At 59.3% G+C, this 14660-nt stretch carries 14 protein-coding genes; 9 read left to right on the top strand and 5 right to left on the bottom strand.

Translation table 11 applies throughout. The features are described 5' to 3' along the window. The first annotated feature begins 200 nt into the window (after window positions 1-200). From HU773_RS10345 to HU773_RS10310, 8 genes are all read left to right on the top strand, one after another. Window positions 201-515, top strand: coding sequence for an ElaB/YgaM/YqjD family protein (locus HU773_RS10345; protein WP_057439163.1), 315 nt, complete (start codon window positions 201-203; stop codon window positions 513-515). Window positions 516-517: 2 nt separating this feature from the next. Next, complete coding sequence (locus HU773_RS10340) at window positions 518-904, top strand: phage holin family protein (protein WP_057439164.1); 387 nt, start codon at window positions 518-520, stop codon at window positions 902-904. Then, the gene (locus tag HU773_RS10335) at window positions 901-1242 is read left to right on the top strand and encodes a hypothetical protein (protein ID WP_057958948.1); all 342 of its coding nucleotides are present in this window, start codon (window positions 901-903) and stop codon (window positions 1240-1242) included. Before HU773_RS10340 ends, HU773_RS10335 begins: the two co-directional genes overlap by 4 nt. A gap of 93 nt (window positions 1243-1335) precedes the next feature. After that, on the top strand, window positions 1336-2499 hold the full coding sequence (locus HU773_RS10330; protein ID WP_120732405.1) for an EAL domain-containing protein: 1164 nt from the start codon (window positions 1336-1338) through the stop codon (window positions 2497-2499). A 72-nt stretch (window positions 2500-2571) separates the two neighbouring features. After that, window positions 2572-3903, top strand: coding sequence for a deoxyguanosinetriphosphate triphosphohydrolase (locus HU773_RS10325; RefSeq protein ID WP_057439167.1), 1332 nt, complete (start codon window positions 2572-2574; stop codon window positions 3901-3903). Window positions 3904-4150: 247 nt separating this feature from the next. Further along, window positions 4151-4552, top strand: a complete 402-nt coding sequence (locus HU773_RS10320) for a response regulator (protein ID WP_057958946.1) — start codon at window positions 4151-4153, stop codon at window positions 4550-4552. A 351-nt stretch (window positions 4553-4903) separates the two neighbouring features. Then, the gene (locus tag HU773_RS10315; RefSeq protein WP_057439169.1) at window positions 4904-5530 is read left to right on the top strand and encodes a response regulator transcription factor; all 627 of its coding nucleotides are present in this window, start codon (window positions 4904-4906) and stop codon (window positions 5528-5530) included. Between the two features lie 8 nt (window positions 5531-5538). Further along, window positions 5539-9165 (top strand): transporter substrate-binding domain-containing protein, encoded by a 3627-nt coding sequence (locus HU773_RS10310; RefSeq protein WP_169989335.1) that lies wholly within the window; start codon window positions 5539-5541, stop codon window positions 9163-9165. Window positions 9166-9293: 128 nt separating this feature from the next. On the opposite strand, the gene HU773_RS10305 is transcribed toward HU773_RS10310, so the two are convergent. Then, window positions 9294-9776 carry a GAF domain-containing protein gene (locus HU773_RS10305; protein ID WP_057958944.1) on the bottom strand — a complete coding sequence of 161 codons (483 nt, stop codon included), beginning with the start codon at window positions 9774-9776 and terminating at the stop codon, window positions 9294-9296. Continuing rightward, entirely contained in the window at window positions 9773-10663 is an 891-nt protein-coding gene (locus HU773_RS10300) for an ATP-binding protein (RefSeq protein ID WP_029298058.1), read from the bottom strand. Before HU773_RS10300 ends, HU773_RS10305 begins: the two co-directional genes overlap by 4 nt. 166 nt (window positions 10664-10829) lie before the next feature. Between HU773_RS10300 and HU773_RS10295 the strand changes: the two genes are divergently transcribed. Further along, complete coding sequence (locus HU773_RS10295) at window positions 10830-13154, top strand: hybrid sensor histidine kinase/response regulator (RefSeq protein WP_186625787.1); 2325 nt, start codon at window positions 10830-10832, stop codon at window positions 13152-13154. Here the strand turns inward: HU773_RS10295 and HU773_RS10290 are convergent. From HU773_RS10290 to msrB, 3 genes are all read right to left on the bottom strand, one after another. Then, the gene (locus tag HU773_RS10290; RefSeq protein WP_057958942.1) at window positions 13138-13599 is read right to left on the bottom strand and encodes a MarR family winged helix-turn-helix transcriptional regulator; all 462 of its coding nucleotides are present in this window, start codon (window positions 13597-13599) and stop codon (window positions 13138-13140) included. The two genes, HU773_RS10295 and HU773_RS10290, sit on opposite strands and share 17 nt — an antisense overlap. After that, window positions 13596-14081: a glutathione peroxidase gene (locus HU773_RS10285; RefSeq protein ID WP_057958941.1), complete on the bottom strand. Its 486-nt coding sequence runs from the start codon at window positions 14079-14081 to the stop codon at window positions 13596-13598. The genes HU773_RS10290 and HU773_RS10285 overlap by 4 nt, the downstream gene beginning before the upstream one ends. Window positions 14082-14231: 150 nt before the next feature. After that, entirely contained in the window at window positions 14232-14624 is a 393-nt protein-coding gene (gene msrB / locus HU773_RS10280; protein WP_057958940.1) for a peptide-methionine (R)-S-oxide reductase MsrB, read from the bottom strand. Window positions 14625-14660 lie beyond the last annotated feature (36 nt).

Genomic DNA, 14660 nt, shown 5'->3' with positions numbered 1-14660 from the left:
TTTCCACGGGTTTTAGGGATTTAGGGTAAGGTTTTTCAAGGCGTTGGCCGAAACCGCCCACAATGCGCGCAAGCCTTGCGGCTGGCGCACCAAGGCAAAGCAAAAGCTGTACCAGACAATTGCAGTGAACCTTCACCAATACCGGTGACTCTCAAGCAAAACCCTGTAAAAGCACCAGACAGCCACTCACGGAGATAACCATGGCCAGAAAATCGGCAAAGACTGCTCAAGAAATATTGATGGAAGATTTCCAGACCCTGGTCAGCGATACCGAAAAGCTGCTGGACGACACCGCGATTCTGGCCGGTGACCAGGCTGACGAGCTGCGCTCGAAGATCCATGACAGCCTGCTGCAGGCCCGGGAAACACTGAAGTTGACTGAGGACTCCCTGCGCGAACGCGGCAAGGCAGCAGTCACCGCCACCGAGGACTACGTGCAGGCCAACCCTTGGCAATCCGTTGGCATCGCTGCCGGCGTGGGCTTCCTGATCGGTCTGCTGGCTACAAGGCGCTAATCATGTCTATCGGCGAAACCGGCTCGTCCGCGGGCCCAAGCTCCACATCGCGGCGCCTCGGCGCGGCTGTCCTGGGCTTGCTGCACAGCCATGTCGAGCTGTTCGGCATCGAGTTGCAGGAACAGAAAGCACGCACCGTCAGCCTGTTGCTGTTTGCCGGGCTGGCACTGGTGTTCGCCCTGTTGCTGCTGGTGGGGTTATCGGCGCTGGTCATGATCCTGGTCTGGGATACCTACCGCCTGACCGGGATCATCAGCCTTTGCGTATTCTACGTTCTGGCCGCAGGGTTCTGCGGGTTGCGCTTGAAGGCGGCGGTATTCGATGAATCCACGCCTTTCCACGCCACCCTCGAAGAGTTGGCCAACGATCGGGAGCGCCTGCTGCCATGAGCCTGACTGAATTGCCGCACACCAACTCCCGGCGAGAAATGCGCAAGGCCTTGATCCGCCTGCGCATGGAAATGCACCGCCAGGAAATTCGCCACGAGTCCCAGCAATTGCTGCTGCCCTTGCAAAAGGTGCGCAACATGGGCCAAAGCTGGCAGGACGGGTTTGGTATCAAGCATGCGCCGCTGTGGGGCGTCGCCGCTGTGACCCTGCTGGGATTCTTCACCGGCAAAGGCGCCAAGGGTGGCGGCATCGGCACCATGACCCGTCTGGTACGGCTCGGTGCGGGCCTGATCCCGTTGATCAAGCTCGCCATGCAGGGTGCGTCCCGCAAGTCCTGACGTAACTGGCTGCATTCTTGCAAACGGATCTGGCCCGGCGCCCTCTCTGCAGGGGCCGGGCCTTTTTCATGCCGAAGCACCTAAGGAGGCTCTGTGATTGACGGGCAACCGCTCGCCTGTTTTCAACCGTTTATCGACACCGCCACCGGACGCATCGCCGGGGTGGAAGCGCTGGGCCGCCTGCTCCAGGCAGATGGGCAACTGCTCTCGGTAGGCCCACTGTTCGCCGATGCACGCACGCCCACCTCGGCGTTACGCCGCCTGGACCGCAAGATCCGCGACAATGCCCTGAGCCGCCTGCATGAAGCACCTGAAGACTGGTTTCTGAGCCTCAATATCTCGCCCCGCTGGATCACGTTGCTGCGACCCGGACAAGCCCTGCCCAGCCTGAAGCAGTTGCAGGCCCATGACGTCGATCCAAAACGCATCGTGTTTGAGATCACCGAGCTGGGAGGCGACAGCCAGCGCCTGGCCGAAGTCGTCGCCCGCTATCGTGAAGCGGGCGCACGGATTGCCATTGATGATTTCGGCGCCGGGTATTCGCAACTGGATCGGGTCCTGGCCCTGCGCCCGGATATCCTCAAGCTGGATATGCGCCTGTTCCAGGCCGCGGCACTGGGTGGCCCGAGCGGCGAGGTGGTGCGCGCCCTGGCGCAAATGGCGGAAAAAACCGGATGCTGGATCATCGCCGAAGGCGTGGAAACCGAAGCGCAACTGAGCTTTGCCCTTGAGTGTGGCGCACGTTATGTCCAGGGCTATCTGTTTGCCCAGGCGCAACGGGACTGGTTCGCCGCCGATGCCTTCGTCCCGCGCTTTGCCGTGCTGCGCCAGGCTTATGTGCAGCAGAAACTGATGGAGCGCGGACGGATCATGCAATTGCGCCAGCAATTGATCGAACTGATGCAGATCCTGCAAGGCTGGGCCCTGGCCCAGGCTCCCCTGAGCCAACTGCCATGGCTGCCGGGTTTTCCCCGGTTACTGCGGTTTTATCAGTGCGATAGCCACGGCACCCAACTGACCCCCAACTTCGAATGGCGCCAGGATGCCTGGCAAGCCGACAGCCGCTACCTGGGCCACAACTGGTCATGGCGCCCCTACTTCTATCATCTGCTGGCCGAAGGCTGGGAAGAGCGGCGCCTGATTCTCTCCAACACCTACCGTGATGCCACGACCAATCAACACTGCCTGACAGCAGGACAATTCTTCAGTAACGGTCAGCGCTTGCTGTTAATCGATATTGACGCCGCCGGACTGTAGTTTTTCGCTTGCTCCGGGCGCGCCGAACCGGGAAGCTGAGGGCCGACATTCATCCTATGGAGAGCCCTCGCCTTGGATTGGCCTACCCTGCTTACCCGCGAACGCCTTGGAAAACCCCTGCACAGTCCGGAAGAACTGGGCCGCAGCCCGTTTCACAAAGACCATGACCGGATTATCTTCTCCGGGGCCTTTCGCCGCCTGGGCCGCAAGACGCAGGTTCACCCGGTGACCAGCAACGATCATATCCATACCCGGCTGACCCACTCGCTGGAAGTCAGTTGTGTGGGGCGTTCCCTGGGCATGCGCGTCGGCGAGACCATTCGCAGCGCCCTACCCGACTGGTGCGACCCCAGCGACCTGGGGATGATCGTGCAGTCGGCCTGCCTGGCCCACGACATCGGCAACCCACCGTTCGGTCATTCCGGCGAAGATGCCATTCGCCATTGGTTCCAGCAGGCAGCCGGCCGTGGCTGGCTGGATGACATGAGCAGCGCCGAACGCAATGACTTCCTCAATTTCGAAGGCAACGCGCAAGGCTTCCGCGTGCTGACACAGCTGGAATACCACCAGTTCGACGGCGGCACGCGCCTGACCTACGCCACCCTGGGCACCTACCTGAAGTACCCATGGACCGCCCGCCACGCCGACTCCCTGGGCTACAAGAAACATAAGTTCGGCTGCTATCAGAGCGAGCTGCCGATCCTTGAACAGATCGCCCAGAAGCTCGGCCTGCCACAACTCGAGGAACAGCGCTGGGCGCGCCACCCATTGGTCTATCTGATGGAGGCGGCCGACGACATCTGCTACGCCCTGATCGACCTGGAAGATGGCCTGGAAATGGAGTTGCTGGAATACGCCGAGGTCGAGTCGTTGCTGTTGAACCTGGTCGGTGATGACCTGCCGGAAACCTATCGGCAACTGGGGCCCGAGGATTCCAGGCGACGCAAACTCGCGATCCTGCGGGGCAAGGCGATCGAGCACCTGACCAACGCCGCCGCGCGGGCGTTCGTCGAACAACAGCCTGCGCTGCTGGCCGGGACCCTGCAAGGCGACCTGGTGGAACACATGCACGGCCCGGCCAAGCGCTGCGTACTGAATGCCAAGGACATGGCCCGCAAGAAGATCTTCCAGGACAAGCGCAAAACCCTGCATGAGATCGGCGCCTACACCACCCTGGAAATCCTCCTGAACACTTTCTGCGGCGCGGCCCTGGAGCAACATGGCGGCCGTACGCCATCCTTCAAGAATCGACGCGTCCTGGATCTGCTCGGCAACAGCGCCCCCCATCCTGACTGGCCACTGCATCGTTCATTCCTGCGCATGATCGACTTCATCGCCGGCATGACCGATAGCTACGCCAGCGAGATGGCCCGGGAGATGACCGGCCACTCAAACCCTCAATGACCCACACCCCGGGCAGGTTTTCCTGCCTGGGTGCTTGCCTCAAAGAATCCACCTACGCAGGCACCAGAGCAGCCTGATCGAATTCACCCCAACACCCGATGAATAATCACCCCTCTCTTATCCGCTCCAACGATCAGCTCCTACACTCACGCAAACCCACGATAGCCCAGCGCCTGACTCACCGAGCAAACAGACACAGGCATCGGCCGACGTGTTTCCGGCTGCTGCTACTTCCACGGAAACTCCTATGCCCGAACGAAAATTGCGCATCCTGTTGGTGGAAGATCACCCTTTTCAACTCCTGGCCATTCAGTGCCTGCTCAAGAGTTTCGGCTTCCACCAACTGACCCCTGCCGAGAGTGCGGAGCAGGCGATCAAGTTGATGAGAACAACCGAGGCCCCCTTCGATATCATGTTATGCGATCAATGCCTGCCGGACCTCACCGGGTTGGAGCTGGTGGAGATAGCCTGCCATACGGGCTTTGTCAAAAGTGCTGTATTGCTAAGTGGACTGCCTGCCCTCGAACTGGAATGTTTGAAAACCCTGGCAATACAACGTGACTTGCGCCTGCTTGGATATTTGGCTAAGCCCTTGAATAAAGAAGCCTGGATCGAATTGATCAGCCAGTCGGGACTTGCCGATGATTAAAGAGTGCGACCTTGCACTTGCCCAGCAACCATCTGACCAAACTGCTCCCCCACTACATCAATACACCGAGCCTGGCCAAAGTAATTTTCAAATTTTGGCGTAGGACATTAAACACTCTTGAAACTGAAACATTACCTTAATTAAAGCGGCAAATAACACCGCACAACTTTCCAATCCTTCACCTAAGAAACTCTTACAACACGACCAATAAAGCCTTAGTGTGTCGTAGTCCAATACCTTTTTGGCCGTAGGAATTTTCCTGTTTTATATCTACTCAGCCTTCCCTTCATGCTCCTGCCCTACCTTCTGAGCTAATGTGCGCGCTTATTTGCACTAGTATGGAATTGGCTCATGAATACAGTTTTTATTATTGACGACCACCCGGTCATTCGACTTGCAATCCGAATGTTGCTGGAACATGAAGGTTACAAAGTAGTCGGCGAAACAGATAACGGTTGTGATGCAATACAAATGGTCCGCGAATGCCTCCCAGACCTCATAATTCTTGACATCAGTATTCCAAAACTCGACGGACTGGAGGTTCTCTGCAGGTTCAATGCAATGAGCACGCCAATGAAAACCCTGATCTTGACGGCCCAATCGCCGACACTTTTTGCGACACGCTGCATGCGTTCCGGTGCTGATGGCTATGTTTGCAAAGAAGGCGACCTAAGTGAACTGCTAAGTGCTGTCAGAGCTGTACTTTCAGGTTACAACTATTTCCCAAGCCAGGCATTAAACAGCACCGGCACCGATGTGGGAGAAAACGAAGAATTGAATCTTTTCAAAGCCGTTAATGATCGGGAACTTATGGTCCTACAACTTTTCGCGCAAGGCCGTACAAACAAGGAAATTGCCAAAGGCATGTTCCTCAGCAACAAAACTGTTAGCACTTATAAAAAACGACTTATGCAAAAACTTAAGGCCAAGTCCTTGGTAGAACTTATCGAGATGGCAAAACGCAACGCGTTAGTGTGAGAAACAGGATGCCAAGGCGTTTAAAGGACTATCTAATCATTTTGAGTACCGGGCTGTGCTTGAGTACAGCCGTGCCAGCCACTCAAACCGCTCCAGAACGCTACGCACTGCTGAGTCGTGCCGGCATCGTTCAGTTGGACACTCAACTGACCCCCACGCAGCGCCATTGGCTACAAAACAAACGGGAACTGCTGCTGGGAGCCTCGACACCCGACTACCCACCTTTCGACATCACCGCCAGCGGTCGTGACTATGAAGGTATTACTGCCGATTACGCGGGCATCCTCGCCAAAGCCCTGGCATTGCCCGTCTCGGTGGTGCGCTACCCCTCGCGGGAGGCGGCAATCCAGGCACTGGAAGAGGGGAAAATCGACCTGCTGGGCAGCGCCAACGGATTTGAAGCGAGCAACACCGACATCGTCCTGTCAACACCCTATGCGGTCGACCAGCCGGTACTGGTCACCCGTGACACAGAAACCCGCCCGCTCGATGACGGGCTGGCGGGCCTGCGCTTGAGCCTTGTCTACCACTACCTGCCCTTGAAAGAAGTCGAAGCGCTGTACCCCAATGCGATCATCCAGATCTATCCGTCCTATTTGAATGCGCTGAATGCCGTGGCCTTTGACCAGGCCGATGTGTTTCTCGGCGATACCATTTCCACCCATTACATGATCAACAAGGGCTACCTGAAGAACATCCGCATGGCCAATTTCGGCAAGCACGAAGCGTACGGCTTCAGTTTTGCCGTGCACCGCGACCAGCAGACCCTGCTGGGCATCATCAATACGGTCCTCGCCGGTGTCGGGACCTACGAGCGGGAGAACATCGCCAAACGCTGGAGTGCAGGCAGCGATATCCTGCTGACCGACCATAAGTTGCAGTTGAGCCAGCGTGAAGAGCGCTGGCTCATGGATCACCCAGTGGTGAAAGTGGTCATCAACGAAACCTTCGCGCCACTGACATTCGCCGACTCAGATGGTCAACTGCGGGGCATGACCGCCGACCTGCTGGAGTTGATCCGGCTACGTACGGGCTTGCGCCTGGAGTTCCTGAACACCCGCAACGTCAAACAGATGATCGAGCAGGTGGAAAACGGCAATGCCGACATCATTGCCGCCATCAGCCCCAGCCGCGAACGCGAAACCAAGCTCAATTTCAGCCGCCCGTACCTGCAGAACTCCTATGTCCTGCTGACACGCAAGGAACCTGGGGCACCCTCAAGCCTTGAGCAAATGGCGGGGAAAAAACTGGCAATCACCGAAGGCAACCCCCTGGTGGGCTACCTGCGCCGCGAGTTTGCACAGATCACCCTGGTGGAGGCCAGCGACACCTTCAAGGCCTCGGAAATGCTGGCCCAGGGGCAAGTGGATGGGGCCGTCAACTCGTTGGTGGTTGCCAACTACTTCCTCTCATCCCACTTCTTCCAGGGTCAGTTGCAGGTCAGTTCGAGTATCGGCACGCAACTGGCTTCTTTTTCCCTGGCGACGTCACGCAGCGCCACCGAACTGGCCTCCATTCTCGACAAGGCCCTGCTCAGCATCGCGCCGGACGAACTTGGGGTCATCAACAACCGCTGGCGTGGCTACACGGCCGCCTCCGACAGCTATTGGCGCAACTACCACCGTCTGATTATCCAGATCGTCAGCGCCGCCGGGCTGCTGCTGCTTACATCCCTGGCCTGGAACGGCTACATGCGCCGACAGATCAAGCAGCGGCAGATGGCGGAAAGGGCCCTGAGCGATCAATACGAATTCATGCGCGCCCTGGTCAATGAGACCCCTCACCCGATCTACGTGCGTGATCGCAATGGTTTGCTACAGACCTGCAATGACAGTTACTTGCAGGTCTTCGGCGTCAAGCGCGAGGACGTCATCGGCAAGAGTGTCATGCAGATCAACCTGGAAAACGAAGCACAAGCCAGTCAGTACCATGCCGACTATCTGCGGGTAGTCGCCGAAGGCAAGCCGCTGATCCTGGATCGCGCCCTGCATATTCATGGGCAGCACCTGACGATCTATCACTGGATCCTGCCGTACCGCGATTCGGTCGGTAAGGTCCAGGGCATCATCGGCGGCTGGATTGATATCAGCGAACGCCGCCAATTGTTCGATGACCTGCGCAGCGCCAAGGACCGTGCCGATGAGGCCAATCGCGCGAAAAGCACATTCCTGGCGACCATGAGTCATGAGATCCGCACCCCCATGAACGCGGTGATCGGCATGCTGGAGCTGACCCTCAAGCGTGCCGACCATGGGCATCTGGATCGTCCGGCCATCGAGGTGGCCTACAACTCGGCCAAGGACTTGCTGGAGTTGATTGGCGACATCCTCGACATCGCACGCATCGAGTCGGGTCGCCTGAGCCTGGCGCCGGAACGCGTCAACCTGCGGGAACTGATCGAGTCGGTGGTGCGTGTGTTCGATGGGCTGGCACGCCAGAAGAGTCTCAATTTGCTACTGGAGTTCAATCCCGGCGTTGAAGAACGTGATGTGCAGATCGACCCCCTGCGCTTCAAACAGGTCCTGTCGAACCTGGTGAGCAATGCCATCAAGTTCACCGAGCAGGGCGAAGTGAAGATCAGGGTGGATATCCAGGCCACCGGCGAGCCACAGCAAATCGAGATGAAACTGGTGGTCGAGGACACCGGCATCGGGATCAGCCGAGACGATCAGCAGCGCCTGTTCGAACCGTTTTCCCAGGCCGACAATTCCGGGCACCTGGCCAGGAGCGGCGCAGGTCTTGGGCTGGTCATCTGTCGTAGCCTATGCGAAATGATGGGAGGGCAACTGACCCTGAGCAGCGTGCCCAGGGTCGGCACCCAGGTGTTTGTCTCGCTGCAGATGACCAGCCTGCCACCTGCCTACCCGCTGATCGAGCTCAAGCCTGCGACCCAGGATGCTGCGGCGGTGCTCAATGTGCTGGTGGTGGACGACCATCCGGCCAACCGCCTGCTCATGTGTCAGCAACTGGGTTTCCTCGGGCACCGGTTCACTGCAGTCCAGCATGGCGCGGCGGGGTTCCAGGCCTGGCGCCAGGAGCACTTCGACCTGATCATTGCCGACTGCAATATGCCGATCATGAACGGCTATGAACTGGCACGGTCGATCCGCGAACATGAACAACGGGAGGACATCACGCCCTGCATCATCCTGGGCTTTACCGCCAATGCTCAGCCGGAGGAAAAACAGCGCTGCCGGGATGCAGGCATGAACGACTGCCTGTTCAAACCCATCAGCCTTACCACACTGGAGCGCCATCTGGCCGAGATCACCCCACTGTCGCCAGGGCGGATCTTTGACCTCGATAGCCTGAACACCCTCACCGGTGGTGATCCACTGTTAAGCCAGCGTCTGTTGGAAGAATTGTTGAGCAGCAGCCGGCGTGATCGCGAGGAACTCATGGCAATGCTCGGACAAGGCACGCCTCAGGACCTGATCGACCAGGCCCACAAGATCAAGGGCGCTGCCAGGATCGTCCAGGCCCGCACACTGGCCAAGCAATGTGAGGTGCTGGAACAGGCAGGTGAGGCAGCCGACCCGGTGCAGGTCGAGATTTGGATCAAAGCCATAGAACAAGCCATGCTCGACCTTGAGCACGTGCTGCAAGAGCAGTTGGACAATATGGCGCCATTGTAGGGGCGGGATTGTCGGGTCGCCGCATCGCGGCGATGGTCGTTAACGTAGACGTGGGGCCCCGCCCCCACTGTTCTACCCGACGCCATCGCAGGCAAGCCAGCTCCCACAAGGAATGCAACTGCGCTCACTCAGCAGTCAGTCAACCGCAGGAAGATTGCCGCCAGTTGCTCAATCCCCATCTGATCCTCAAGCCTGAAACGCGCCAGTTTCGGGCTATCCAGATCCAGCACCCCAATCAACCGCCCATCCTTGATCAATGGCACCACCAGCTCACTGTTGGAAGCACTGTCGCAAGCAATATGCCCGGCAAAGGCATGCACATCTTCCACCCGCTGGGTTTGCCGTGAAGCCGCCGCCGCACCACACACCCCTCGACCAAACGGGATCCGCACACAGGCGATCTGCCCCTGGAAAGGCCCCAGCACCAGTTCCTCATCACGATTGAGATAGAAGCCCGCCCAGTTCAAGTCATCGAGTTGGTTGAACAGGAACGCCGAAAACTGCGCCGCGTTGGCGATAAAGTCGCGCTCATCGGCCAGCAGCGATTCCAGCTGCGCACAGAGCATGGCGTACCCATCAAGGCCGCTGCCCGACTGTTGCAAATCAATCATGGCTGACGCTCCAGCAATTTAAGCCCCACCCAGTAGCGGGCGAACTGGTAGGCGCAACGACCGTTGCGATTGCCACGGCCGGTGGCCCAGCGCACCGCAAGGATGTCGAGTGCTTCATCGCGCTGCCACTGCAAACCCGCTTTGTTGGCCAACTCGCCGATCCAGTGCTCCACCACGTCCAGGAAGTGCTCCTGGGTGAAAGGATAGAACGACAGCCACAAACCAAAACGGTCGGACAAGGCGATCTTGTCTTCCACCGCTTCACTGGGGTGCAGTTCACCGTCCACGCGTTTCCAATTGTCGTTGTCGCTCTGGTTTTCCGGTACCAGGTGACGACGGTTGGAGGTGGCGTACAGCAGCACGTTTTCCGGGGCCTGCTCCAGCGAACCGTCGAGCACGCTCTTGAGCACACGGTAATCGCCTTCGCCGGCCTCGAACGACAGGTCGTCGCAGAACAGGATAAAACGCTGGGGCAGCTTGAGCAGTTGCTCGACCACCCGCGGCAGGTCGGCCAGGTGGTCACGCTCGATTTCGATCAGGCGCAAGCCGGCTTTGGCATGCTGGGCCAGCAAGGCGCGGACCATGGACGATTTGCCTGTGCCCCGCGAGCCCCAGAGCAACGCATGGTTGGCGGGCAGGCCGTCGAGAAATTGCTGGGTATTGCGGGCCAATTGCTCGCGCTGCTTGTCGACTCCAATCAGGTCGGACAGGCGCATATCCAGGCTGACTTCCAGGGGCAGCAGAAAGCCGCTGCGCCCCTCACGCTGCCAGCGGGCCGCCAGGCAGTGGTTCCAGTCAATCACCGCGCGAGGCGCTGGCAACAGGGGTTCCAGACGAGCAAGCACCGCATCGGCCCGCTCAAGAAAGGCATTCAATCGAGAATCCATGACTATTCCTGTGGCAAGTTCTTGTAAAAGATGGCGTATTGGCAACCCTGACGCAGTTGCCAGACGGCTGCACCTGAAAAAACGATTCATACCGGGCAAGGCCGACGCTGAGGATGTTCAGCTATGCTTGCCGGGCGAAGGGAAACGTAAAGTGGCTCAGCACCCAATGGATATCAAGTTCGCCCACCGCTTGTCTTATAAACAAGCCAGACTGACTGTGCTGGTCGGTTTCGTATTGGGAACCTTGCTCAGCCTGATCCAAATCGGCATTGATTATGCCAGCGAAGACGCGTCCATCAACCGTGAAATACACGCGCTGATTGAAATCAGCCATAACCCTGCCTCACGTATCGCCTACAACATCGACGCGGAACTGGCCCAGGAACTGACCCTGGGCCTGCTGCACTCCCCCGCCATCACGCAGGCTCAGTTGGTCGACAATAATGGCCTGGTGCTGGCTGACGTTGATCGGCCGCGCAAAGAGAGCAGCTACCGCCCCATCAGCGATTTTTTGTTCGGCGCCAACCGCCAGTTCGAAAACCGGTTGTATCTTACCCATATGCCCGGCGAATCCCTCGGCGTATTGCGCCTTGACGTCGATACGTACGCGTTTGGCAGCCGATTCCTACGCCGAGCGGAGATCACCCTGCTCAATGGCTTTGCTCGCAGCCTGATCCTGACCGGCATCCTTCTGGGCCTGTTCTACGTGATGCTGACCCAACCCCTGGTGCGGATCATCCGCGAGCTGAGCACCCGCAGCCCCGGCAATGGGCCCCAGGCTCGCCTGGACTGCCCGTCGGGGCACGAACACGATGAGATCGGTGTGCTGGTCAATGTCGCCAACCAACAGTTCGAGAATATGGAGACCGAAATCCAGCAACGGCGCCACGCCGAGGACCGCCTGACCGAGTACCTCGGCCAACTGGAAGATATTGTTTCGGCGCGTACCACCGAGCTCAAGGCGATCAACCAGCGGCTAAGCCAGTCCAACGAGGAACTGGAAGCGTCGAAAATGACTGCCCTGGGCATGGCCCAGGCGCGTGCGGCCTTCCTCGCCAACATGAGCCATGAAATCCGTACCCCGCTCAACGGCCTGCTCGGCATGATCGCGCTGTCCCTGGACAGCACGCTGAATGCCGAGCAGCGCCAACAATTGTCGATTGCCCATGACTCCGGCAAGGTCCTGGTAGAACTGCTCAACGATATTCTCGACCTGTCCAAGTTCGATGCCGGGCAACTGGAACTGGAGAGCATCCCTTTCGATCTCGGCTCCCTGGTGGAAGACACCGCCAACCTGCTGTCGCAGAACGCCGCCCCCAGCGTCGAATTGACCTGCCTGATCGACCCGCAGTTTCCCGCCCAGGTCGTGGGTGATCCGACCCGGGTGCGGCAGATCGTCAGTAACCTGCTGTCGAATGCCTTGAAGTTCACCCGTTTCGGCCGCGTCGACGTACGCCTCAGTGCACAACCCGATGGCGTGCGCATCGAAGTGTGCGACACCGGCATCGGCATTGCCCAGGAGGCCCAGACGCGGATTTTCAAACCCTTCACCCAAGCGGGCGCCGGCATTACCCGCCAGTTTGGCGGGACTGGCCTGGGGTTGGCGCTGACCCACAACCTTTGCGAGGCCATGCGCGGGCGGCTGACCATCAGCTCGGAAACCGGCTTCGGCAGCCAGTTCTGCGCCGAACTGCCACTGGCCGCCCACACACCGGCGGCGCGGCTGGGGCCGTTGACCGGCGAGGTCGCGGTGATTACCGGGGCCAGCAGTGGCCTGGCAGAACTGCTGCTCAGCCTGCTGCCGCACTGGGGATTGTCCCCACACTGCTACACCATCGACGACGACTTGACCGGCCTGGCGCCGGACATCCTGATCACCGACTGCCCCGAGTGCCTGTTCCGCCTGCGCCCGACCGTCAGCGCACCGATCCTGCTGATTACCGCCTACGGCAACTTCATGCCCAGCGAAGAAGTGGCTGCCCTGGCGCCCCTGCAACAGCAGGCTCGCCCGCTGAGCCGCGCTGCGCTGTATCAGGTCCTGCACCGCACCCTGCGCGCCGACAGCGAAATCGTCCTCGACCTGGCCCAACTGGAAACCGGCCCGGTCGCGCATCGGGCGCGCATCCTTTTGGTGGAGGACAACCCGGTCAATCAACTGGTGGCCAAGGGCATGCTCGGCAAGCTGGGCTGCGAGGTGGTGGTCGCGGCCCATGGCGGCGAGGCACTGAAGCAACTGGAAGAACAGCGCTTCGATATGGTGCTGATGGACTGCAACATGCCGGTGATGGATGGCTACGAGGCGAGCCGGCAGATTCGCCGTAGCGGGCGCTGGCCGGAGCTGCCGATTGTCGCGCTGACCGCCAATGCCCTGGCCGAGGAGCGCGAACGGTGCCGGGCCGCCGGTATGAACGACTACCTGGCCAAACCCTTCCGCCGCGAAGAACTCAACGCCCTGCTCGACCTCTGGGTGCCGACTACGACAAGTCTGTGATCTGCCGGAGCAACTGGTCGAGGCCATGGCGCAAGGCATCCGCCTGGCTCAGGTCCACACCACTGTCACACAACAGGCGGGCCTTCAGCGGCTGGACGCGCTCACGCAGCGCCTGGCCCGCGTCGGCAAGACACAAGTGCACTTCGCGCTCATCCCGGGTACTGCGCCGGCGCGTGATCAACGCCAGCTGTTCGAGGCGCTTGAGCAACGGCGTCAACGTGCCGGAGTCGAGCAACAAGCGCTCTCCCAGCGCCTTGACCGTCGGCTGGGGCGGCGCAACGGCGTGCCACTCCCACAACACCAACATGGCCAGGTATTGCGGATACGTCAGGCCCAACTCGTCGAGCATCGGTTTGTAGGCCCGCGTCACCGCCCGGGAGGCGGCGTACAGCTTGAAGCACAACTGGTCATCCAGGGCCAGGGATACGGCAGGCAAGTCGGTCATTTGAGCAACGCTTCGATCTCTTGGGTCAGTTCCTGAGGTTTGGTGGTCGGGGCAAAACGCTTGACCACCTGACCGTCGCGACCGATCAGGAACTTGGTGAAGTTCCACTTGATGCCCTTGGAGCCCAGCAGACCCGGTGCGCGCTGTTTCAATTGCACAAACAGCGGGTGGGCCTCGCCGCCGTTGACATCGACCTTCTTGAACAACGGGAAACTGACGCCGAAATTCAGCTCGCAAAACTCCGAAATGGCCCCCTCGTCACCCGGTTCCTGCTTGCCGAACTGATTGCACGGAAAGCCCAACACCACCAGGCCCTGGTCCTTGTACTGCTGCCAAAGCTGCTCAAGGCCTTTGTACTGCGGGGTGAAACCGCACTTGCTGGCGGTATTGACCACCAGGATCGCCTTGCCGGCGAAGTCCGCCAGGGTCTTTTGCTCGCCCTTGATGGTGGTGCAGGGGATGGTCAGCAGGTTGTTGCTCATGAGAACGCCTCGGATGCAGAGAAGGTTGTGAAAACATAGCGAGCAATTAAATTGCATGCAATTTAATTGACCAGACTGATAACCCGACATCAGCGTGTGACGAGGGGGGGCTTGCCCCCTCATCACCACAGCCCCTCGCTACAGGGGATTTCAGCGGGGAACCAGGTCCAGGCACACCGAGTTGATGCAGTAACGCAAGCCAGTAGGCGGCGGACCATCCGGGAACACATGCCCCAAGTGCGCATCGCACCTGGCACAGGTCACTTCAGTACGGATCATCCCGTGGCTGACATCACGAATCTCAATCATCGCGCTATCAGCAATCGGCTGATAAAAACTGGGCCAGCCACAACCGGCATCGAACTTGGTCTTTGAATCGAACAGTGGCTCATTGCAGCAAATGCAGTGATACACACCATCGGTCGTAGTCGCGTTGTAAATGCCGGAAAACGGCCGCTCGGTGCCCTTGAGACGGCACACTTGATACTGCGCCGGGTCGAGCATTTCCCGCCATTCATCCAGGGTCTTATCCAACTTTTCCATCAATCCACCTCGACAACTGAAAAAGCCTGATCTGTG

The sequence above is a fragment of the Pseudomonas shahriarae genome (genome assembly GCF_014268455.2).
GTDB lineage: Bacteria > Pseudomonadota > Gammaproteobacteria > Pseudomonadales > Pseudomonadaceae > Aquipseudomonas > Aquipseudomonas shahriarae.
Note: the sequence above shows the minus strand (reverse complement) of the source record. Positions and strands in the feature narration are given on the sequence as shown.

Bases quoted from the DNA above. Each gene is read 5' to 3' on its own strand.
- HU773_RS10310 (WP_169989335.1), top strand. From the start codon at position 5,539: ATGCCAAGGCGTTTAAAGGACTATCTAATCATTTTGAGTACCGGGCTG.
- HU773_RS10320 (WP_057958946.1), top strand. From the start codon at position 4,151: ATGCCCGAACGAAAATTGCGCATCCTGTTGGTGGAAGATCACCCTTTT.
- msrB (WP_057958940.1), bottom strand. From the start codon at position 14,624: ATGGAAAAGTTGGATAAGACCCTGGATGAATGGCGGGAAATGCTCGAC.
- HU773_RS10305 (WP_057958944.1), bottom strand. From the start codon at position 9,776: ATGATTGATTTGCAACAGTCGGGCAGCGGCCTTGATGGGTACGCCATG.
- HU773_RS10295 (WP_186625787.1), top strand. From the start codon at position 10,830: ATGGATATCAAGTTCGCCCACCGCTTGTCTTATAAACAAGCCAGACTG.
- HU773_RS10335 (WP_057958948.1), top strand. From the start codon at position 901: ATGAGCCTGACTGAATTGCCGCACACCAACTCCCGGCGAGAAATGCGC.
- HU773_RS10340 (WP_057439164.1), top strand. From the start codon at position 518: ATGTCTATCGGCGAAACCGGCTCGTCCGCGGGCCCAAGCTCCACATCG.
- HU773_RS10315 (WP_057439169.1), top strand. From the start codon at position 4,904: ATGAATACAGTTTTTATTATTGACGACCACCCGGTCATTCGACTTGCA.
- HU773_RS10285 (WP_057958941.1), bottom strand. From the start codon at position 14,081: ATGAGCAACAACCTGCTGACCATCCCCTGCACCACCATCAAGGGCGAG.
- HU773_RS10290 (WP_057958942.1), bottom strand. From the start codon at position 13,599: ATGACCGACTTGCCTGCCGTATCCCTGGCCCTGGATGACCAGTTGTGC.
- HU773_RS10345 (WP_057439163.1), top strand. From the start codon at position 201: ATGGCCAGAAAATCGGCAAAGACTGCTCAAGAAATATTGATGGAAGAT.
- HU773_RS10300 (WP_029298058.1), bottom strand. From the start codon at position 10,663: ATGGATTCTCGATTGAATGCCTTTCTTGAGCGGGCCGATGCGGTGCTT.